Origin of the sequence: Kosakonia sp. MH5 (assembly GCF_009935945.1) — a bacterium.
Lineage (GTDB): Bacteria > Pseudomonadota > Gammaproteobacteria > Enterobacterales > Enterobacteriaceae > Kosakonia > Kosakonia radicincitans.
The window spans coordinates 467494-491094 of sequence record NZ_QODH01000001.1 but is presented as its reverse complement, the minus strand read 5'-3'; the positions used below and the strand labels follow the sequence as shown (position 1 = coordinate 491094).

12 protein-coding genes and 1 tRNA gene are annotated in these 23601 nt (G+C 53.9%); 9 read left to right on the top strand and 4 right to left on the bottom strand.

Translation table 11 applies throughout. The annotated features are described in order from the left end of the window. Positions 1 to 67 precede the first annotated feature (67 nt). Entirely contained in the window at positions 68 to 349 is a 282-nt protein-coding gene (gene yccX / locus DK872_RS02395; protein WP_007374194.1) for an acylphosphatase, read from the top strand. On the opposite strand, the gene tusE is transcribed toward yccX, so the two are convergent. Together tusE and yccA are read right to left on the bottom strand one after the other, a co-directional pair. Continuing rightward, complete coding sequence (gene tusE / locus DK872_RS02390; RefSeq protein WP_007374195.1) at positions 346 to 675, bottom strand: sulfurtransferase TusE; 330 nt, start codon at positions 673 to 675, stop codon at positions 346 to 348. The two genes, yccX and tusE, sit on opposite strands and share 4 nt — an antisense overlap. 88 nt (positions 676 to 763) lie before the next feature. Beyond that, positions 764 to 1423 carry an FtsH protease modulator YccA gene (gene yccA / locus DK872_RS02385; protein WP_007374196.1) on the bottom strand — a complete coding sequence of 220 codons (660 nt, stop codon included), beginning with the start codon at positions 1421 to 1423 and terminating at the stop codon, positions 764 to 766. 273 nt (positions 1424 to 1696) lie between these two features. Here yccA and DK872_RS02380 point away from each other — a divergent pair, with 273 nt between their 5' ends. After that, on the top strand, positions 1697 to 3325 hold the full coding sequence (locus DK872_RS02380) for an ABC transporter substrate-binding protein (protein WP_007374197.1): 1629 nt from the start codon (positions 1697 to 1699) through the stop codon (positions 3323 to 3325). Between the two features lie 141 nt (positions 3326 to 3466). Continuing rightward, positions 3467 to 3554: transfer RNA gene (locus DK872_RS02375), tRNA-Ser, on the top strand. A gap of 188 nt (positions 3555 to 3742) precedes the next feature. Here the strand turns inward: DK872_RS02375 and DK872_RS02370 are convergent. Beyond that, positions 3743 to 4753, bottom strand: coding sequence for a GlxA family transcriptional regulator (locus DK872_RS02370; protein ID WP_161517996.1), 1011 nt, complete (start codon positions 4751 to 4753; stop codon positions 3743 to 3745). Positions 4754 to 4880: 127 nt separating this feature from the next. On the opposite strand from DK872_RS02370, the gene DK872_RS02365 reads away from it, so the two are divergent. The 3 genes from DK872_RS02365 to DK872_RS02355 all read left to right on the top strand — a co-directional run bounded on the left by DK872_RS02365 (position 4881) and on the right by DK872_RS02355 (position 8257). Beyond that, on the top strand, positions 4881 to 5660 hold the full coding sequence (locus tag DK872_RS02365) for an alpha/beta fold hydrolase (protein WP_161517995.1): 780 nt from the start codon (positions 4881 to 4883) through the stop codon (positions 5658 to 5660). 13 nt (positions 5661 to 5673) lie between these two features. Then, a complete protein-coding gene (locus tag DK872_RS02360; protein ID WP_161517994.1) occupies positions 5674 to 6303 on the top strand; it encodes an FMN-dependent NADH-azoreductase in 630 nt (209 codons plus the stop codon). Between the two features lie 382 nt (positions 6304 to 6685). Continuing rightward, positions 6686 to 8257: a methyl-accepting chemotaxis protein gene (locus tag DK872_RS02355; protein ID WP_007374259.1), complete on the top strand. Its 1572-nt coding sequence runs from the start codon at positions 6686 to 6688 to the stop codon at positions 8255 to 8257. Positions 8258 to 8489: 232 nt separating this feature from the next. On the opposite strand, the gene DK872_RS02350 is transcribed toward DK872_RS02355, so the two are convergent. Next, the gene (locus DK872_RS02350; protein ID WP_161517993.1) at positions 8490 to 9167 is read right to left on the bottom strand and encodes a hypothetical protein; all 678 of its coding nucleotides are present in this window, start codon (positions 9165 to 9167) and stop codon (positions 8490 to 8492) included. 365 nt (positions 9168 to 9532) lie between these two features. Here DK872_RS02350 and DK872_RS02345 point away from each other — a divergent pair, with 365 nt between their 5' ends. The 3 genes from DK872_RS02345 to DK872_RS27900 are packed head-to-tail and all read left to right on the top strand — an operon-like array spanning position 9533 to position 23592. Next, on the top strand, positions 9533 to 11206 hold the full coding sequence (locus DK872_RS02345; RefSeq protein WP_007374261.1) for a ShlB/FhaC/HecB family hemolysin secretion/activation protein: 1674 nt from the start codon (positions 9533 to 9535) through the stop codon (positions 11204 to 11206). 11 nt (positions 11207 to 11217) lie between these two features. Continuing rightward, entirely contained in the window at positions 11218 to 13479 is a 2262-nt protein-coding gene (locus DK872_RS27905) for a filamentous hemagglutinin N-terminal domain-containing protein (RefSeq protein ID WP_304598727.1), read from the top strand. A 57-nt stretch (positions 13480 to 13536) separates the two neighbouring features. Further along, the gene (locus DK872_RS27900) at positions 13537 to 23592 is read left to right on the top strand and encodes a hemagglutinin repeat-containing protein (RefSeq protein WP_304598726.1); all 10056 of its coding nucleotides are present in this window, start codon (positions 13537 to 13539) and stop codon (positions 23590 to 23592) included. Positions 23593 to 23601 lie beyond the last annotated feature (9 nt).

The window sequence follows — 23601 nt, the reverse complement described above, 5'->3', positions numbered from 1 at the left end:
AAAATGGGCGCTATTGTCACGGGTTCGCCGGGCAAATGCAACGCGCCAGCACAGAAAGGGGAACAAGATGACACAAGTTTGCACAATTGCCTGGGTACACGGAATGGTGCAGGGCGTCGGATTTCGTTATAGCACGCAGCATGAAGCTCAGCGTCTGGGGCTAACGGGGTATGCACGTAATCTGGACGACGGCAGTGTCGAGGTGGTGGCTTGCGGAGAAGCGGAAAATGTCGACAAACTGGTGGCATGGCTGAAAGCGGGGGGGCCGCGCAGCGCCCGGGTTGACAGAGTGCTGACTGAACCGCATCAACCCGGCAGAGAATGGACGAACTTTGGCATCCGCTATTAAATACATTTCACCGGTTTAGGCAGGCCGGCGATTTTCGTCGCCTGTTTTGCCGGGCCTTTCGGGAACAGGCGGTACAGATAGCGGCTGTTGCCTTTCTCTTCGCCAAATTTATTCGCCATCGCTTTTACCAGCATGCGAATGGCCGGCGAGGTATTAAATTCCAGATAGAATTCGCGCACAAAGCGCACCACTTCCCAGTGTTCCGGGGAGAGTGTAATGCTTTCTTGTTGCGCAATAACCTCTGCCAGAGCTTCGCTCCAGTGGGAGGTATCTTTCAGATAGCCTTCGCTATCGGTTTCAATTTCTTTGCCTTCAAACATCAACATAGTTTTTCACAACGTCAGCCAACAACGGCGGCAGTGTAGCAAAAAACAAAGCCCCGCATAAGCGGGGCTTGTTGTACAGACGTGCCGTTTAGTCTCTGCTGGCGAAGCCCAGAATGCTCAGCAGGCTGACAAAAATATTGTACAGCGAGACATACAGGCTGACGGTTGCACGAATATAGTTCGTTTCGCCGCCATGAATGATGTTGCTGGTTTCAAACAGAATCGCGCCGCTGGAAATCAGGATAAACACGGCGCTAATTGCCAGGTGCAGTGCCGGTAGCTGCAGGAAGATATTCGCCACCATACCGATCAGCACAACCACTACGCCCGCCATCAGCATACCGCCGAGGAAGGACATATCTTTGCGCGTGGTCAGCACGTAAGCCGAGCAGCAGAAAAACACCAGCGCAGTACCGCCGAGCGCCAGCCCGATCACATCACCCATACCGGCTGACAGATAGGCATTCAGGATTGGCCCAAGGATATAACCCAGGAAACCGGTGAATGCGAACGCCGCCAGAATACCGGTCGGTTTGTTGGCCAGTTTATAGGTCAGGAACATCAAACCGTACATTCCCACCAGCGTCAGGATCAGCCCCGGCGAAGGCAGCATCAGCACGGTGCTGGCTGTGGCGGTGATAGCGGAAAACGCCAGCGTCAGGCTAAGCAGAAAATAGGTATTGCGTAAAACTTTGTGCGTGCTGAGCAGGGAACTGCGGTCACGCGATGAAGTAATAATACGATCCATGAGTCACTCTCTTATGACAGATGTAATTGTCTGCCGAGTCTAGAAAAGACTGGCTTTGTAACAAAGTTGTTTTACCCATCTTTACTCATAAAGCAAGGGTACCAGCACAATATTTCCTGCGACGAAATGAGCTCCAGCCAGAATAAAGGGATTAATGTGAAGCAGAACCATATCGGTGTCTTATATGTCACTGAAATCTATTGCTATATAAATCTTTGGGCGCTAAGAGTGTAAACGCGTCGGCATACTATAAATGAATAAGGCGAAAAGGACATGAAACCACAACCACGTAATCATATTGCACTTTCCCTCCTGGCTGTCGGCATTCTGAGCGCATGCAGTGGCGCGTTTGCCGCAACCGTGCCAGCAGGGACTGTGCTGGCAGAAAAACAGGAACTAGTACGCAACAATGGCAGCGAGCCCTCTTCACTGGACCCGCAGAAAGTAGAAAGCGACGTCGAATTTAATATTATTAGCGATATCTTCGACGGGCTGGTGGCAGTCAGGAACGACGGTTCCATCGAACCGCGCCTCGCGGAAAAATGGGAGAACAAGGACAACACGGTCTGGGTATTCCATTTGCGTCCGGGCATCACCTGGTCAGATGGTACCGCCATCACCGCGAAAGATGTGGTCTGGAGCTGGCAGCGTCTGGTCGATCCGAAAACCGCATCGCCTTACGCCAGCTATCCTGGCAACATGCACATTCTGAATGCGGCGGAGATTGCATTAGGCAAGAAATCGCCTGATACGCTGGGGGTAAAAGCGCTGGATGATTCAACGCTGGAAGTCACGCTGACGCAGCCAACGGCCGCGTTCCTGGCGATGCTGGCGAACCCGACGCTGGTGCCGCTCGATCCGGTGCTGATTAATCGCTTTGGCGATAAGTGGACCAAACCGGAACACATCGTTACCAGCGGCGCATATAAGGTCACCGACTGGGTGGTCAACGAACGCATCGTTGCCGAGCGCAACGCGCGCTACTGGAACAACAAACAGACGGTCATTAATAAAGTCACCTATCTGCCCATTAATGCCGAAACAGCGGATGTTAACCGCTACAAGGCGGGTGAAATCGATATTACTTACACCATTCCGGTGAATCAGTTCGCGCAGCTACAGCAAACGCTGGGCGATCAGGTACATGTCTCACCGCAACTGGCGACCTATTATTACGAGTTTAATACCACCAAAGCGCCGTTTAACGATCCGCGCGTACGCCGCGCGCTGAATATGGCGCTGGATAAGGACATCATCGCCGATAAAGTGATGGGGCAGGGGCAGCGTCCGGCATGGGTTATCAGCCAGCCGCAAATCGGCGGCGTGAAAATCGCGTCGCCGGATTATGCGTCATGGCCGCGTGAAAAGCGCATAGCCGAAGCGAAAAAACTGCTTAACGAAGCCGGGTTCAACGCGTCGCATCCGCTGAGCTTCAATCTGCTTTACAACACCATGGAGACGCATCAGCGCATTGCCATTGCCGCCAGTTCGATGTGGAAGAAAAACCTCGGCGTGGAAGCGAAGCTGCAAAATCAGGAGTGGAAAACCATGCTGGATACCATGCATACCGGCAATTTTGATGCGGTACGCTATGCATGGATTGCCGACTATGATGATGCCGCGACCTTCCTGAATAACTTCCGTACCGGCGACAGCGAAAACACCAGCAAGTACAGCAATCCGGCGTATGACGAAGCGATGCAAAATGCGGCGAAAGCGAAGGACGTTGCCGAACGCGGGAAATACTACCAGCAAGCGGAAGATCTCCTCGCCCAGGATGTTCCGGCCATTCCGGTCTACCATTACGTGCGTACGCATCTGGTGAAACCGTGGGTGGGTGGTTTTGCGCCAGACAGTCTTGGTGTCTATCTGACAAAAGATTTGTACATCAAGAAACACTAAGTTTTGCCAGCAGGCGTGCTGAATAAACGATCATAACGCTGATATTTCAGACAAATAACACGTTTTTGATTGTTTTTCAGGCAAACAAACATTCTCAGGCTTTACAGACGACCCGGGGATGTTTATAGTGCGCCTCATTCCGGAAGTGTGGCCGAGCGGTTGAAGGCACCGGTCTTGAAAACCGGCGACCCGAAAGGGTTCCAGAGTTCGAATCTCTGCGCTTCCGCCAGATTAAACAAGGGGTTACCGAAAGGTAACCCCTTTGTTTTTCTGGCTCCTGTCTACCCGCCTGAGAAATTTTCCCTTCCCCGCGCTCATTTTCCTTTTACATCAGCATGAAAAGGGATATCCAGCCATCGAGAAATTTTCACTTTTCTGCCGTAAACCCGTTCTTCCTGCGGCTGGAAAGATCCTGTATCAGGGGTGCTGTAAGCCGCTTCTTTGTTTAATCCACTCCTTATACCTGCCGGGTGACATGCCCATAACGCTAATGAAGGCGCGTCGAAAGGCCGTTTCGTCACTGTAACCGCATTCGCCGGCAATCTGCGCTAACGTTTTGCCCGGTTTTTCCAGCAACACGGCTGCGTTTTCAATGCGCACCCGGGTGATAAAACTTTTGGGCGTTTCCTGTGACAATTCACCCATTTTCCGGTGCAACGTCCGTGAAGACATATTCAGTTGTGCGGCGAGTTGCTCAACGGAGATAGCGATGTTTTGGTAACGAACAATATTTTCGGCTTTGATAAGTAATGGATGCACCGAATTCAGAAATCCACCGGGCGCGTAAATATGCTGTGAGAGTGGCTGGCTGTCAGCGACGGCCATATCTGCTGTCATTCTTGCTGCGTCATTACCCAGTTTTTTTCGCACAATATGAATGACAAGATCCGCCCAGGATAACGGACCGCCGGTGGTAATAACATTTCCCTCTTCCGCCAGCGTCTTACCCCATATGGGGTTGGCTGCAGGGTAGCGTTCACGCAACGTATGAAAAAGCCACCATGTTGTTGTGCACATCCTGCCATTCAGCACGCCTGCTTCGCCAAGCACAAACCCTCCCGCACATACGCCCGCGACAATGCTTCCTTGCTGATAGTGATGTTTAACCCACGCTGCGCCCGCTTTTACCGCCGCAAAATCCGCCGGGAATTTGTCGGCATCAAGCCGCATACCGCTGGCAATAACCAGATCAAATCTCTCAGCGTGGCTAAACGCGCCGTCGCTTTCAATCAATCGCCCCTGCGCGTCAACCACCGGTTTTCCGTCTGGCGTGATCACTTTAACCATGAACCAGGGCGCCGTAGCGTCAGCGTGGGTATTAAGGCCAGGCCTTTGCGAGATGACCTGGTTAGCCAACCAGAACATGTCAGAGAGCCCAGCAATAGCCGATTTCATGCTGCCAGGCAGAGCCAGAAGTGCGATATGCATTTTTTATCCGCCACAGGTTGTCAGATTTTGCATCATATCTGTCATTTAAGACACTTCATACCCCCCTTTATCCGGCCCTACACTGAGCTGCACGGATAGGCTGAAAAACTGTAGAACGGATGAGGATATGTACCTTCAGTTACGAAATTTAAAACGCCTGGCATTCATCGGGTTAATCGTTTTTTTTTCCATCAGGCTGCATGCAGAGGAGCTCCCTATTAAAAATATTGTCCTGGTTCATGGCGCTTTTACGGATGGCTCAAGCTGGAGTGAGGTGATAACACGCCTTCAGTCCCTTGGTTACCATGTTACCGCTGTGCAAAACCCCCTGACCTCGCTGCGGGATGACGTTGCGGCAACCCGCAGAGTGCTGGAACGCCAGCAGGGAGACGTCCTTCTTGTCGGCCACTCCTGGGGCGGAGCCGTTATTACCGAAGCGGGAAATGCAGCAAATGTTAAGGGGCTGTTTTATCTCTCGGCACTGGTGCCAGACAGCAACGAATCTGCTGCTGATGTACTTCAGCGGTTAAAAGCCCCGATGGAAGGGATGCAGGCAGACAGTAACGGCTTTATCTGGCTGGATGACCCGAAGATATTCCATGACGTTATGGCAAATGATGTGTCGCAGAAAAAGGCGGCGTTATTGGCCTCTGTCCAACAGCCCATCGCAGTGGGCGCTTTTTCAGAGAAAGTTACGCAGGCGGCATGGCGAAACAAACCCTCCTGGTACCTTGTCACTGAAAACGATCATGCACTTCGGCCTGCGGTTCAGTCACGCTTCGCCAGCGCTATCGGTGCTAATACCACCCGGCTCAACGCCAGCCACATGTCGATGATATCCCACCCGGAAAAGGTGGCGGAATTGATAGATAAAGCCGCCCGTGAAATAACTCCGTCTGGTCAATAAAGGTGAAATAGCGATGAAAATTCTACACATTGATTCAAGTATTAACCACGATGCTTCCATTTCCCGTCATTTATCATCCGAGGTTGTTAAGCAACTCACCGGCAGCGGGAAATATAGTGAAGTTATTTATCGTGACGTTGTAAAAAATGAAATTCAGCACCTTACAGCAGATATCGCTGCGGGGTTCAGACCATTACCTTACACCGTAGCTGAAACAGCATTTGATAAAAGTGAACAATCAGTTTCGCAACAACTCGTCACTGAATTTCTTGACAGTGATATTATCGTCATTGGCGCACCGATGTATAACTTCTCAATTCCCGGTCAGCTAAAAGCATGGCTGGACAGAATAGCGCAACCGGGAAAAACATTTAACTACACCTCTTCTGGCCCTGTTGGGCTGGCTGGAGATAAAAAAGTTATCGTTGTATCAGCGCGGGGTGGTTTTTACCATCAGACGCCGCTTCAGAGCATGGATTTTCAGGAAAACTATCTGGCTTCGTTTTTTGGCTTTCTGGGAATCAGCGATGTCGGGTTTATTCGCGCGGAAGGGGCATCAAAAGGTGAAGAGATTAAACAACAAGGAATTGCCAGCGCGATTGCTTCTCTTAATGACACCTTGCAAAAATTTAATTTAGTATGAGGTAATAAATAGTTTACATATCGCAACCCTGAGAAACACCATCAAGTTTCTCAGGGTTTACGATTCTTCTTAATCAAGATAAAACGCAATCTGATAGATTTCACTTTATTTTTTTTACTTACAAAACATCGGAAAGCATCTTCCGATTCATCAATATTTTTGGATAAGTTGATGGGGATATTTTTAAATTATTTATTGACGAACGATAAGAAATAAATAAACGATCGATCGCCCCTCTTCTGATAGCTATCACCTATCGTAGTAGTGTTTTTTTAAGTTTATTCCGATCAATACCTAAGAGAAATCATTATCCTGCCGATATTTTTCTATGCCATCTGCGATTGCGCAGTTGGTGTGCTTATTAATTCACTAAGGAAAGATAATGAAAAACAAAGCTACCATAGTAAAGCCGACAGGCATAAGTATCAGAAATAAGATTATTTTTTCGTTCGGTATTCTGATCGTGTTACTGGCTTTCATTGCCGGAAATGCGCTGTATCGACTGGATGAAGCTAAAAATAAGATCTCAAAAATTGTCACGGAGGATTATCCCACCACGGCAATGGGTAATAATCTTATCAGAGAAGTTAATACATCAACGATTCTGTTTCTCAATGCATTAATAGAGAAAAATCCGCAAAAGCAAAGCCAGTTAATGCAGGAAGTGACTTCACGATCGGAAAAAATCAACGAACTCTATAAACAACTCAACACGGCGGCAGACGATGCAGCGTCCCAGGCGATTTTAGCCAATGTTACTGACATGCGAAAACTCTATATCCAGTCGCGTAATAAGGTGATACAAAACATTCAATCAGATCCTGTTTCAGCAATTGATGAATATACAAATAATACGCGTGAAAAAGAATTACAGTACATTGATAAAATTAACACCTTTATCAATCTTCAGCGAGATGAAATGCAATCGTCATATACTGATTTTTTGCATGATTACAGTACGTCAAAAATGGTCATGATCATTATCGCGATAGTTTGCCTGATTCTTGGCGCCACCATGGCGATCATTATTTCACGCGCTATTGTTATTCCCATTAAACATGCGGTTGAGGCTGCTACGCGTATCGCCGCAGGCAACCTTGGGGAAGAGATAAAGGTGACATCAAAAGATGAAACCGGGCAACTGACCAGCGCTATTTCTCATATGCAGGATGAATTAATAAAAATTGTCACGGAAATACGTGGCGGAGCCGAAAATATTGCGACCGGCGCTTCTCAAATTATGGCCGGAACCCGTGATTTATCAGCCCGTACAGAAGAGCAGGCCAGTTCTATCGAACAGACTGCATCGTCAATGGAACAGATTTCCGCAACGGTAAAAAATACTGGCGATAATACGGCGAATGCTTCACAACTTTCGGCGAGAGCGAGTAATGCGGTGACGGATAACGGAAAATTGATGGCTTCGCTGACGCAAGAGATCCAGAACATCAGCAACTCAGCGGATAAGATGTCTGACATCATTAATCTGATTGATTCCATTGCCTTCCAGACCAATATTTTGGCACTTAACGCCGCTGTTGAAGCGGCGCGTGCGGGTGAGCATGGTAAAGGGTTTGCTGTCGTGGCGCAGGAAGTTCGCAATCTGGCCCAGAAAACGGCCAATTCGTCGAAGGAGATCAGGACACTGATCGAGAACTCAACGCAGCAAAGCGTCCGTGGGCTGGAGATGGTGCGGCAGGTAAACGGAAAAATGGATGAACTGGTGCAAAATGTCGATAGCGTCACCAGTATTCTGAAGGAAATAGAGCAGGCCAGCCTTGAGCAAAGCGATGGTGTTCATCAAATTAATATCGCCATCGGGCAGATCGATACCACGACCCAGCAGAACGCCGCGCTGGTAGAGGAATCGGTTGCCGCTTCTGAAATGCTTAACGAACAGGCAAGAGTCATGCAAGATCTGGTCAGCGTATTCCGGATTCCACAACATGCCTGATAGCGCAACACGTTAACGGGTTAATTAATCTTCACCGGTGAAAGAGATCTGTTTCTTTCACCGGATCAGATTAAGGTCTTTCTTAACGTACTATTTCGGGAAGAGAGTGGCTATCACTTCATCATGTATGCGCGCGTTTGCAAACGCACTATGCTTTCAGTTTCAGATGTGCGGCGCGATTTGCCAGTGAGCGACAGGATATCCCCTGTGAAATATCCTGCGCCCAGGTCCTTTATTTTTTCAGCAGACGAGGCAACTGGTTCTCCAGCTCAAGTACGCAGGCATCCATCATTTTCTGCGTCTCTTCGCTCACTTTCGCGTAATTATTGGCTTTCCAGTCGCTTAACGGCGCGGTTTTCACCGTCGGTGCGCATTCAGCAATCACATGAGGACTGAATGCATTGCCGCCTTCCGGACGTTTGTAAAATTTAACCCGATAGGTGAGATCGTAATTGCTGTTGCTGGTCGACATATCGGTATAAATCAGTGACCACTGTGACGCTGCGATAAAGAGAGGCTGCGTGTAAGCGTAACCGCCACCATTTTTTTCCAGCCAGTCGTGAATTTTGGCTTCCGCTTTCGGCGCTAAATAGCGGGAGGTTGGTTCAGGCAGGGTATCGATGGTGTTCCCTTTATAGACATTTTTATCGAACGAATTGCTGCTGATGCCGCCGCCGAGTACGGCACCCAGAACCGCAAGCCCCATTCCGGTGCCGGAGTGTGCCGGGGAGACTTCCCGCAATTTAACGTCAGGATAGAGATTATTGTTCATTTCTGCAGGGCTGAAGATGGTAGCGACATCGACTTTGCTGCCGTTGCTTGCGGTCACTGCATGTGACGTCGTATTGGTTGCGCAGCCGCCTAACAATGCGGTGGATAAGGCACCGGTAATCAAAAACTGAATTTTCATGTTTTCCCTTTCTCTATTATTAAAATTAACGCGCATTAATCGTTTGCTTATTAAATTGCCCGACGAGGTTTCTTAACACCGGGTCGCGTTATCTCATTAGCGGCAGCAACACTAAAATCTTTATAAGAAATTTTCGTTAAGTTTTATTTTTGGTTAATTATTTTAGTGCCAAAACAGCACGAATAGCTAAGATTGGATCTATCGTGCCAGGATAAGCACACTATAAAATTCACACCCAAAGCCAAACTCACAAATGTAATGGCTATTTTCCGGGTGTATTAATTGTTGTTATTTTTTGTCTTTAGTAACATCCTTAAAAAAGAAAATTAAAATACACCTATTGATTAATTTGCTTTATGGCAGGGATGACATCACCGTTGAATTACATTCGTAGTTCGGCTCTTTTTTTATTACTCGCGTTTACGGCACAGGCGGCGCCATTATCTCCGGCAGACCGTGACGCTGTCCGTCAACAGCAGGAACAGCTGCTTCGTCAGAGCCAGCAGCAGCGTGATGAACTGGAGCGCAGCACCACGCTACCGCGCTCAGGCCAGAGTACGTCTGCCCCGCAGGCCGGTGGCCCCTGTTTTGATATTCACACCATTACCCTTTCCGGCGTGACGCTTATCAGCGAAAAAGCGCAGCAGAAACTGACTGCGCCCTGGCAGAACCAGTGCCTGAATATGGCGAAAATAACCGAACTGGCTGCCGCGATTTCCGACTGGTATATCAGCCGGGGATATATTACCAGCCGCGCTTTTCTCACCGAACAGGATTTATCGCACGGCGAATTACGCATTGTCGTGCTGGAAGGAAAATTACGTCATATCCGCCTGGAGGGAGAATCGCCGCGCATGCTGAAAATGGTTTTCCCCGGTCTGGAAGGGAAAATCCTTAATCTGCGGGATATCGAACAGGGGATGGAACAAATAAATCGTCTGCGGCGCGAACCGGTGCAGATCGATATCGTTCCCGACAGTGAACCGGGTTATTCCAGCGTGAATTTAACCGCCACGCCGGAATTTCCGTTAAGTGCTTCGGTTTCGCTGGATAACAGCGGGCAGAAAAGTACCGGTGACGATCAGTTAAATGGTTCGCTGACCGCCAGTAATTTGCTGGGACTGGCGGAACAGTGGCAGGTGAGCGGCGGGCGCAGCAGCGATTTCGCCACCGGCTATGACGCGCAAAATTTTCAGGCCGGGTTCAGCATGCCGTACGGTTACGGCCTGCTCGACTACAGCTATGCATGGAGCAACTACCGCACCACCCTTATCAATCAGGGCTTTCCGTGGATCTCCACCGGTGACACCAGAACGCACCGCCTGAACGGTTCGTGGGTAGTGTTCCGCAACGGCAATATCAAAACCGCATTTACCGCTGGCGTCACACAGCGCTCCTCGCGCAACTGGCTTAACGACGCGCCGCTGGTCAGCAGCACGCGCAATCTCTCCAGCCTGCAACTGGGCATCAGTCATACGCAGAAAGTACTGGGCGGCGTGGCGACCTTCAACCCGACATTCAGCCACGGCATGCCGTGGTTTAACGCCGAAACCGACGAAGGCAAAAGTGGCGATGAACCCCGCGCGCAGTTCCGTAAAGGGAGCCTGAGCGCCAGCTTCCAGCGCCCGTTCAGCGCCGACATCGTCTGGCTCACCAGCCTGTATGCGCAGTGGTCGCCGGACAGGCTCTACGGTAGCGAACGCCTGACGCTCGGCGGCGAAAGCTCCGTACGCGGTTTTAAAGAGCAGTATCTCTCTGGCGACAACGGCGGTTACTGGCGTAACGAACTCAATTACGTGCTGTTCACGTTGCCCCTGTTGGGGCAGATCAGCGCCACGGCGGCGGTGGATGGCGGATGGCTGGAAAAAGACCGGCTCGATCGCTACGCCTCCGGCACGTTGTGGGGCGCGTCAGCAGGGCTTGGCAGCGCCGGACGCTGGTTTGCCAGCCAGATCTCCGTTGGCACGCCGCTGCATTACCCCGACTGGCTCGGCCCCGATCACGTCAGTGTTAACTGGCGCGTTGCTGTCACGTTTTAAGGATCAGGACGATGAAGACTGACAAACCGGTTCGTTTTTCCCAGCGTGCTGTCAGCTGGTTGATTATCAGCCTGCTGGTCTGGCAGCCGGTAGCGCCCGCGTTTGCTGCGGCCATCACGCCGACAGGCGGCGCCAGCATGGATAAAGCCGGCAACGGCGTGCCGGTGGTCAATATCGCCACGCCGAACGGGGCAGGTATCTCGCACAACCAGTTTAATGACTACAACGTCGGCAAAGAGGGGCTGATCCTCAATAACGCCACCGGGCAACTGACGCAGACGCAGCTTGGCGGGCTTATCCAGAACAACCCGAACCTGCGCGCCGGGCAGGAAGCGAAGGGCATTATCAACGAAGTGACCGGCGGCAGCCGATCGCAGCTGCAGGGGTATACCGAAGTGGCGGGCAAAGCGGCGAATGTGATGGTCGCCAACCCGTACGGCATCACCTGTAACGGCTGCGGGTTTATCAACACGCCGAACGCCACCCTGACTACCGGTAAACCGCAATTCGATGCGGCGGGCAATCTCTCCGCACTGGAAGTGACCAGAGGCACCATCACCGTGGAAGGGCAGGGGCTGAACGCCAGCGGCAGCGATGCGCTGGCGCTGATTTCCCGCGCCACCGAAGTGAACGCCGCCATTCATGCGAAGGACTTAACCGTGACCACCGGGGCCAATCGGGTGGATGCCAGCGGTAAGGCGACAGCGATTGCTGGCGAGGGTGCAGCGCCGGTGGTGGCGGTGGATACCGGCGCGCTCGGCGGCATGTATGCCAACCGTATTCACCTGGTCTCCACCGAGAAAGGCGTCGGCGTCAACCTTGGCAACCTGACGGCACGCCAGGGCGATATCACGCTTGATGCGAACGGCAAAATGGTGGTGAAAGAGAGCATTGCCAGCGGCGCTCTGACGGCGAAAGGCGACAGCGTCACCCTCAGTGGCAGCCACAAAGCGGGCGGCGATATCGCGGTTACGGCCGCGCAGGATGTGGCGCTGGATCACGCCACGCTGGCCGCCGACGGCACACTGACGCTCAGCGGCGCGGGCAACACCACCCTTGCAGGCAGTTCGCTCACCAGCGGCGGCGACATGTCGCTTGGTGGGAAACAGCTCACCAGCGATGCTTCCACCCAGGCCAATGCCGCAGGGAATGCCACGCTGAAGGCGCAGACCCTCACCGAGCAGGGAACAGTGGTTGCCGGTGGTGACATGACGTTCCAGGCTGACAGCGCCACGCTGAACGGCACGCAGGCAGCGAAAGGGACGCTCAGCGTCGGGGCGAAAACGCTGAACCACGGCGGTAAATCAGCGGCGACCCGTATTACGCTTGGCGCACCGGAAAGCCTCACCAACAGCGGTACGCTGGTGGCGGATACGCTGGATCTTGGCAGTACGCACATCAGCAACAGCGGCCTGTTACAGGGCACGCAGGCGCTGAACCTGCACACCGGGCTGCTTGATAACCTCGCCGGCGGCACTCTCTACTCTGCGAAAGACCTGACGCTTGCCATCCCGCAACTGAACAACAGCGGTCTTGTCACCACCGATGGCGACCTGTATCTGCACGGTGACGCGCTGACCAGCGACGGCGAACTGAATGGCGTTAACCTGTTCAGCGATTACCACAGCCTGAGCAACAACGGCCGTCTGCTGGCCGACGGGCAGTTAACCCTCGCGGCAGACAGCATTCACAACAATGGGCTGGTGGCAGCAAACACCACCGGCGTGACGGCAGACACTCTCGATAACACAGGAACCCTGCAGGGTAATGATGCCCTGACGCTGCAGACACAGAACACCCGCAACAGTGGGACGCTGGCGGGCGGGAATTCACTGGATCTCAGCGGGCAGGCGCTGATCAACAGCGGCCTGCTGGCCGCGAAAAGCCTGACGCTCAACAGCAGCGACATCACCAACAGCGGTACGCTGCAGGGCACCAGCCTGCTGACCGCCACGGGCAGCACACTGACCAACCAGCAGAATGGCCTGCTGCTGAGTAACGGCGCGGTCACGCTGAAAAACGATCGTCTCAGCAACGCCGGGCAGATGCAGGGCGGCACGCTCGATCTGGCGACCGGCGAGTGGCTGAACAGCGGCACGGCGCTCGGGCAGAACGGGCTGAATGCCACGGTCAGCGGCACGCTGGATAATCAGGGCAGCGTGGTCAGCCAGCAGGGGATGGCGCTGACCGCGGACAGCAGCAACAACAGCGGTACGCTGATGGCGAAAGTGCTGGCGCTGCACGGCGATTTACGTAACAGCGGCCTGATCTAGGGAACTGACGGGCTGAACTGGCAGGGCACCACTCTTACTGGCACGGCTGACGGACAGATGCTCAGCGGCGGCAGCCTGACATTACAGGGCACCATGCTCGACAATCAGGGACACATGCAGGGGCGCAACCTGACCGCCAACGCCGATAGCTGGCGCAACGGCGGTACGGTGCAGGCGCAGGACTCCCTGAACGCCACGCTTGGCCATTCGCTTGATAACCAGGGGCAGATGCTGAGCCAGGGCGGGGCCGCCATCAGCGCCGCGCAACTGACCAACGACGGCAAACTGGCGGCAAAAGATCTCACTGTGACCGCGCCGGACATCGCCAGTAACGGTACTCTGCAGGGTAACGACAGCCTGACGATCGCCACGCAACATTTGCTCAATGGCGGCAACGGCCAGTTAGTGAGCGGCAGCGGGCTGAACCTGAATCTTGATAGCTTCAACAATCAGGGGCTGCTGTACGTACAGGATGGCCTGACGCTGACCGGCAATACGCTGATCAACGGCGGCAGCCTGGAAAGCGGCGCGCTGGATGCCACCACCGGCAGCCTCGATAACAGCGGGACGCTGCTGGCGCATAACCATGCCACGTTACAGGCGGACCAGCTTGCCAACAGCGGTAACCTCATTGCCGACACACTGGCGCTGACGGGCACCCGCATCACCAACAGCGGGCTGATGCAGGGCACGCAGCAGATGCAGGCCACGGCGGACAGCATCGCTAACACAGCGGGCGGACGCTGGCTTTCTGGCGGCGGGCTGACGCTCAACGGTAATCTGACCAACGACGGAACAGTGCAGGGCGATGAGGTCACGCTGCGTGACGACACGCTGGATAACACCGGGATCATCAATGGTCTGCACGGCCTGACAGGCATCCACAGCGGCGCGGTGACCAACAACGGTCAACTGGTCAGCGGTGGCGTAACGGATATCCACGCCGACAGCCTCTCCGGCAACGGGCGCATCAGCGGCGATACGCTGGCGCTTGACGCCTCCACGCTCAGCAATGGCGGGCTGTGGCAGGGCACGCACGGTCTGACGCTGAATGCAGACACCCTTACCACCGCCAGCGGTTCGCGCACGCTGAGCGGCGGCGATTTCACACTGAACGCCGGGCAACTGTCCACGCAGGGCACCTTACAGGGCGGGCAGGTCAGCGTGACGGCGGATGACTGGACGCTTGGCGGCACCTTGCTGAGCCAGGGCGATTTAACGGCCACTGTCGGCAACACCCTGAACCTGCCGGGCGCGCTGCAAAGCCAGGGGGCGATGACACTCGCTGCGCAGACGCTGAACAATGACGGCCAGGTGTTAAGCGCCGGGGACATCACCCTGCGCGGGCAGCAACTCATCAATAACGGCACCGTACAGGGCAATACACTGACGGCGCACGAAGCGGGCATCACCAACAACGGTGCGCTCACCGGGCTTAACAGCCTGACGCTGGATAACCGCCAGGCAACTGCGGCATTGCAGGCGCGGATGGTGATGGCAACGCCGCAACTGGCGCTGATCAACAGTGGTTCGCTGTTGACGCAGGGCGCGCTGGATATCACTGCCGGTTCGGTGAATAACAGCGGGATCTGGCAGGGTAACAGCATCCTGCTGGCGGCACAGTCACTGGATAACAGCGGTGCCGTGCAGAGCGCCGGGGCGCTGAACTTCCGGCTTACCAGCGACCTGAATTCCGCCGCAGGCAGCAAAATTACCGCCATGGGCACGGCCGCGCTGCAGGCCTTATCGCTGACCAACAACGGGCAGTGGGCGGCGAAAAACCTGACGCTTAACGGCGGGACGCTGAATAACAGCGGCGCCATCAGCGGCAGCGACGGCCTGACCGCCACGCTGAACGGGGATATCACCCAGCAGAGCGGCGGCTCGCTTGCCAGTAACGGGGCGCTGAACCTGACGGCGGCTGCGCTCGATAACGCCGGTAAGGTGCAGGGCGGTGACGTCACGCTTGCCGCTGCGACGCTGACCAACCGCAGTGGCGCACAAACGGTAAGCGCGGGCACGCTGACGCTCACCACGCCGACGCTGGTCAATGACGGGCTGCTACAGGGCGCGGGGGAGACCCGTATTGACGCCATCACACAGGCGATTAACAGCGGCAAACTGCTTTCCGGCGGGCAACTGACGCTCACCACGCCGCAGTACAGCGGCGCGGGCTGGTTACAGGCCAGCAACCTGATACTGAATGCGACGAACAACAACGGCAGCGGTACGCTGCTGGCCGGGCAGATGACGCTGACCGGCGATACCTTCACTAATCAGGGGACGACGCAGGCGGATAACCTGACGCTGAATTATCGCCAGTTCACCAACAACGGCACGCTGCTTGGCACAAACCAACTGGCGCTGAATGCCGCGCAGGTGAATCAGTCCGCCAGCGGCAGGCTGTTCAGCGGCGGCGATCTGTTTGTCGGCGCGACCGGGCTGGACGCGCTGGGGCAGGTAGTGGCGCTCGGTAACCTGACGCTGCAACTGGCGAATGCCTTTACCGGCAAAACCACGCTGGCAGCGGGCAAAACCCTGACTGTTTCCAGCAACGGGGCGATCGATAACCAGAGCGTGATGCAGGGCCAGGCGGTGAATCTCAGCGCGGGCGGCCAGTTGACCAACAACGGGCAAATCACCACCGGTAGCGGGGCCAGTACCTTAAGCGGCAGCAATATTGTGCTGAACGGCAACAGTGCGATTCAGGGTGGCGGCGATGTGGCGCTGGTGAGCCGGGGAGGGATTACGGCGAACGGCTTTGCCGGAACACTGGGCAGCCTGACGCTGAACGCGCCGGGCGCCATCATCAACACCGCGCTGCTGTATGCGGCGAACAACCTGGCGCTGTATGCCAACAGCATCACCAACCAGCGCGGCGATATGCTGGGGGGTAACAATCTGGTGCTGCAACGCGACGCGGCGGGGAATGCCAATAGCGAGGTGATCAACACCTCCGGCAGTATCGAAACGCGAAATGGCGATATCACCATTAAGACCGGGCATCTGCTGAATCAGCGGGATGGTTTGAGTGTTCAGCAGACCACGCTTCAGAATTCGACGGTGACTCCGGCTCCTACTATTAAGGTAAATGCTGAAGATATCCCTCAGTACAATATTCTTCTTCAATCCTGGGATGTGCGCACAGGAGGAAGTAACGGCCCTAATGGCAGTGGAGGCAGTGAGACTTATCGCCGGTATATTTATGAACCTTCTGCTGCGTACACTACCCGGACATTAATATCTTCACAAGTCAACACCGTTGTTAGTAGTTCTGGTGGGGCGGCAAATATTCGCGCTGGGCGGAACTTCTATGGTTCAGCTGATGTTTTCGATAATCAGGCATCTAATGTCTATGCCTCCGGGAATATTTCCCTTACGGGGAGTAGCCTGAATAATGCAAGTTATCAGAGTGGTGTATTGACGACACAGTATCTATATGAATTTACGAGAGATAGCTCTGTTAAGTACATTACTTTAGTACCAGAGGTTCCGCCAGAAGTCATTGGGGAAGGAAATAATCGTCGCCTCAAAGTTTATCAGGGGGAAAGGCATTCAAAAGATGACGTGACTTATCTTTATTTCGATTACGTTGGTAGTGATGATAATTATGATTACTACGCCCAGAATCTGTCGGTTACTAAAAACGAGCAAATTACATATAGTCTAAAAGGACAGGAGACGATACAGCAAAACGGCGAAATTTACCGTGCTGTGATTCAGGCTGGTGGTAATGTCAGCGCGAATTTCACCAGCAATATCAGTAACACCAATACTACCGCTAATTCTGGCGGCGTCAGCGGTACCATCACGGCCCCGTCACTGAATACCCTGAGCAATCAGGGTATCGGCGGTAGCGTGGCGAAACAGGCGCTGGCCGCAGGGCCGGTCGCGGTGAACTCCCCGCAGTGGCAGGATCAACTGCAAAATGCGCTGCAACAGATTAACGGCGGCAGCGGGCTCGATAACGGCGAGGCATCCGGCGCGGCGCTGGCAACGCCGGGCAGCCAGCAGAAAGGCAATGCCAGTCTGGGCAATACCGGCAGCCTGGCCAGCGCTGGGGTGACCACGGCAGCGCTGAAAAACACCGGCACGACACCGCAGCAGGGCAAAACCGTCGATACCAGCGCTTACCCGCTGCCGACCGGCAATAACGGTTATTTTGTGGTCACGGATAACCCGAAAATCCCGTACCTCATCACCGTGAACCCGAAACTCGACGGCCTGGGGCAACTTGATCCGGCACTGTTCGGCGATCTGAATAAGTTACTTGGCATCACCCCGACCGCCGCGCCGCGCGAAACCAGTCCGACGTATACCAGTGAGACCCAGTTCCTCGGTTCGTCGTATATGTTAGGCCGCCTCAACCTGAACCCCGATTATGACTACCGGTTCCTCGGCGATGCGGCGTTCGACACGCGTTATGTCAGCAATGTGCTGCTGAACCAGACCGGCAGCCGCTACCTGAACGGTATGGGTTCCGATCTCGCGCAAATGCAGTATCTGATGGATAACGCCGCCAGCGCGCAGCAGTCGCTCGGGCTGTCGTTCGGCGTGGCGCTCACCGCTGAGCAAATCGCTTCCCTCGACCACAGTATTTTGTGGTGGGAGAGTGCAACGATTAACGGCGAGACGGTGATGATCCCCAAACTCTACCTGTCGCCAAAAGACGTCGCGGTGAACAACGGCAGCGTGATCGCCGGGAACAACGTCAGCCTTGACGGCGGCAGTGTCACCAACAGCGGCAGCACACTGCTGGCGCGTAACGATCTCAGCGTCAACAGCAGCGGGCAGATAACCAACAGCAACGATGCGCTGCTGAAAGCGGGCGGCAATGTTGATCTCAGCGCCATTGGCGATATCAGCAACATCAGCGCCACCATCAGCGGTAAAACCGTGGCGCTGGAGAGCGTGGAGGGCAGCATCAACAACCTGACGCTGGCCGATCAATTTGCGCTCAACACGAAGAATAAATCGGGTTCAGTCGGCATCAGGGACACCACGCTGGGCAGCATTGCCAGCATTACCGCGACGGATGGCCTGTCGCTGGTAGCTGACAAGGACATCACCTTTACCGGCGCGACGGCCTCCGCGGGTGGCGCGTTGTTGATGGACGCTGGCGGCAATATCGCCGTTAACGCCATCCAGAAAAATGAGGCTTACAGCCAGTCCGGTTTCCGCAATCGCACGGATACCAGCCGCTCCACCGTCGGTTACCAGGGCAGCAGCATTACCGCAGGTGGCAATCTGGCGATGCAGGCGGGCAACAATCTGACGCTCAGTGCCAGCAATGTCAGCGCCGGGAAATCGGCAAAGTTGTCGGCAGGCAACGATCTGAACCTCGATGCGCAGCAGACCAGCAACGCCAGCCGCAGCGGCAAAAGTGAAAACCACAGCACCGGTGTTGATCGCACCACGGTCAGCGCCGGCGACAATCTGTTGTTGACGGCAGGCCGGGACATCAATTCGCAGGCCGCCGGGCTGGCGGCAGAGCAGCAGGTCGGCATGCAGGCAGGACGCGATGTCAATCTGCTGGCGGAAGCCACCACCCAGGGCGACAGCTACAAAGCCAGCAAGAAAACGGTCATTAACGAGCAGGTCCGCCAGCTGGGCACCGAGATTGCCAGCGGCACCGACACCACGATTATCGCCGGACGCGATATGAATGCCGAAGCGGCGCAGGTATTGGCAAAAGGCGATGTCGGCATTTCTGCCGGTCGCAATCTGACTCTGACGACCGCGACCGAAAGTGATTATGACTACTTTGAAGAGTACAAAACCAAGAAAGGTTTTCTGAGCAAAAAAACGACACACACCATCAGGGAAAACAGTTCGACCAATGAACTGGCGTCACTGGTGAGTGGTGATAATGTCTCCCTGCAGGCGGGCAAGGATCTGCTTGTCAGAGGATCAGCTGTCACGGCGAGCGGCGATATCGCGATTAAAGGGGGAGGCGATGTCACCATTGATGCCGCAACGGAAAACGCCAGCAACTACAGCATGAAGAAAACCACCAAAAGTGGGGTTTTCGGCGGCGGGCTGGGCATCACCATTGGTTCGCAGTCATCCAAAGAGACGCGCAAAGGAGCGCAGATTACGCAAAGCGATTCGCGCAGCGTCATCGGTACTTCTGCGGGCAACATTATCATCGAGGCCGGTGATAAGGCGAAGCTGGTAGCAACCAATATGGTTGCCGGGCGGGATACGGAAGATACCACCCGTAAAACCGGGCATATCGATGTGAAAGCCAGCGATATTGAGATCGTGGCGGGCAAAGATGTGGTCAGCGGTTCGGTGAAACAGGAGAGCAAAAGTAGTGGCATAGGAATCTCGCTCTCTAACCCGATTATCGACACGGTCCGCAATCTCCGCGATATCGTCAAAATGGGCGGCAGTGGTATCACGCAGGCGAAAGCGCTTGCCGGGGAAGCGGCCGCCGCAGCGTTTGATATTTCTGGTGGGGGAATGCAGGCAGCATTACCGATCACTTACGGTAAATCCTCTTCCAGTAGCGAAATGCACTACACTGGCGAATATGCCGTGGGGAACACCCTGACCTCTGCTGGGAACGTTCAGTTGTCGGCAACCGGCGCGAAAGGTAACGGCGATGTGCTGATTAGTGGCAGTAAGATCAGCGCGAAAGAAGCGGCGATTATCGAAGCTCAACGCAATGTGGACATCATTCCGTCCACCGATACGCAGGTCAGCAGTAGCAAATCCAGCAGTAAAAGCTGGAGTGTGACGGATGCACTTCCGGGCGCAGGTTCGGTGATCCGAACCGTCAGCGGTGGCCCGAACCACGGCGCCAGCGTCCTTCCATTCAGCTACAGCAAAGCAAACAGTAACGAGAGCAGCCAGACGACGGCGCAGACCGGTAGCGAGATAACCGCGAATGATATCTATATCAACAGCAAAGACGGCCATGTGAATATCTCCGGCAGTTCACTGGCGGCAATCAATGACCTGATGCTGTCAGCTGAAAACGGGGATATCACGGTCAGTACCGGTAATAACCATGTCGTGAAAGAGAGTTCCGGCAGCCAGACGCAAATTGGCTCGCTCGGCGGCGATGGTTACAGCGGGACGGTGGGCTGGAACAATAATAAATATGCCTCCGAACTGGATCGTAACCAGCAAAGCACACTGCGCAGCCAGATTGCCAGCCGGGATGGCAATGTGAGTCTGCAGGCCGGAAAAGATGTGGCGATTGATGGCGCAGACATCAGCGCCGGGAAATCGGTCACGCTTGGTGGGGAAAACGTGCGTCTGGACGTCAGCGAAGACAGTCTGAAAACGCACAGCGAATCCTCTAATACGCAATACGGCGTGAAAGCCTCGGTATCGGGCTGGGCCGTTACAGCGGCACAGGCGGCGGAGAATGCGGCACGTGCTACAGAAGAGAACCGCGATCCCCGTCTCTCCGCCATCTATGCTGCGCAGGCAGGGCTGAGCGTTGCCACGGAAACTGTCCTGTCGGACATGAATCCGTCGGCATTCAAAGTCAGTGTTGACGTGACTGCCGGTTCGTCAAAACAGCAACAGGATTACAGCAGCCAGCAGCAACAGGGCAGCACCATTAAAGCGGGCGATACCGTCAATATTAAAGCTCGTCAGGATATTGAAGGTGCGGGCGTCAATATTGCCGCGAAAAATATCAACCTTGATGCCGGGCGCGATATCACGCTTATTACGGCACAGGATATGGAGAAGCTGAAAACTCGCGCCAGCGGCAATCAGATTTCCGCAGGAGCGGGGTTTTCATTCGGCGGTTCACAAAATGGTATTACCGTCCAGGCCGGGGCGAGCACTTACAGCAATAAAGAGGATGGCAGCACCCTTACTCATCACAACAGCACCATCACCGCTGAGCAAAACCTGACCGTTACCAGCGGGCGCGATACCACGCTGAAAGGAACAGAACTTAAAGGTGACAAGGTTGCTGTTGATGTGGGTCGCAACCTGACTATCGCCAGCCAGCAGGATACGGATGAGTATGCCAGTAAGTTGGCTTCTGGTGGCGTGAGTGTCAGTGTCTGCGTTCCCCCTATCTGCGCGGGGAATCTGGTTCAGGGTAGCGTTACCGCGGCTGGCGGGAAGATCACCAATGACTACAAATCGGTCATTGATCAAAGCGGCATTTATGCGGGCAAAGGCGGTTTCGATATTTATGTGGGTAATCACACCCAGCTTGACGGAGCGGTTATCGCTTCTGAAGCCGATGCCGGTAAAAACCGTCTTGACACCGGAACGCTGGGCTGGAGTGATATCCACAACAAGGCTGAGTCAGGCGGCAGTCAGTTTGCTGTCAGTGTCTCTGGCGGCGCTAAGAATGGAGAGAATGGTAATCTGCAACCCGTGTCAACCGGGCTGCCGGGAACGTCACTGGCCAGCGTGTCCGACAGCGCCAGCAGCACCACGCACAGTGCGGTGGCGGCTGGCGATATCATCATTCGCGATAAAGACAAACAGCAGCAGGATATTGCCGATCTGAGCCGCGATACTGCCGGTGCGCACAAGGCGCTGGAGAACAATTTTGACAAGGGCAAAATTCAGGATCAGTTAGACATTCAGACCCAGGCCGTTGCGTTGGGTACCCAGGCGATGGATGCCTGGCGGCAGAGCCAGCTGGACGAGGGTAAAAAGAAAATCCGCGCGGATATGGAGGCGAACGGTGAACTGGATGGCCTGACGGAACAGCAGATTGATGACAAAATCGCGGGTTCTGCACAGTATAAAGAGGTCGATAAGGAATACGGTGTCGGCAGTGATTTCTGGCGTAACGGCACTGCGCTGACGGGGCTACTGGCGGGGGCGCTGGGTGGAAATGTCACTGGCGGGATGGCGGCAGGCGCAGCACCGTATGTGGCAGGGCTGATAAAAAGCGTCACCGATGGTCATGAAAGCGCGCGCATTGCACTGCATACGCTGGCGTCAGCGGTACTGGTGCAGTTACAGGGCGGCAATGCTGCTGCCGGAGCGGCCGGTGGTTTTATTGCGGCGTCGAGTTCAGAAGCGCTGTCGCTGGCGTTTTACAACAAAGAGCCGGATAAGCTATCACCGGATGAAAAAACGGTGATAGTGAACCTTGTGGCTGCGCTGGGTGCGGCAGGCGGTAGCGTGGCTGCCGGGAACAGCAGCGGCATCGGCGGCGGAGCAAATGCGGCACGGGTGGAGGTTGAGAATAATACCTTCAACCTGGCAGGAAGAACTGATAAAGAGTTTATAGACAGCGTTCGTAAACAGGCTGATGGCGTTGATTTAGATAAACTTTATGGCGAAGACCAAGGGAAAAAAGATGCTTACAGGAAAGGAAGGGAGAAAGGGGCACAAGAGGGTCTTAAAGATGGCATGGTCGAAGCTGTAGAAGGCACTGTAAGTTCGATTCTTCATCCTATTGATTCCATTACTGATTTAGTTACGGCTGTCTGGGATTATGATGAAACTTATGGGGCAATTAAAATCTCTATAGCACAATGGAATGAGCTATATGAGTATGCATTAGTCAATGATCCTGAATTAGCAGGAGAAATGGCTGGTGCGTTACAAGGTAAAATTATAGGGAACCTAAGTACCGGTATGATCTTATCGGGCGCTGCGGCAAAAATAATCCAAAAAGCGGCGCAAATGGAAAGTGGTATTCAATGGTTGCCGGATGTTCAAGGTAAACTTCATGCAACAATAGTAAAAGGGGATGCATATATTCCTGTTGATAAAATAGAAATATGGTTACGAGGTGGTGCTGCAGGAGATTTGGATGCACTGACATCCCGCTTAGATGTATTAAAAGCTGAGAGGAGGGAGAATCAGAGTGCTTTCGCTAAATCTGGTAAGAGCGATGAACTAGAGAAAATTGAAAAGGATATTTATAGGATCAATAGATCCAGACAAATGGGACAGGATCTGGAAACGATCGGTATAGACAACAAAAGTGGTTTAAATAATAGTATTATTATTGATAAGTTGTTAAGTTCAGCTAAAGAAGTTAACGCTGCAAATACGAAAAGCTCTATCGTTCTTACAGGAACAAATGGTTCTGTGCGAATTAACGCAACATGGAAAGTATTGCCTGATGGAACAAAGCGGTTAGCGACCGTCACTACGGGTATTTTTTAAAAGGTAAGT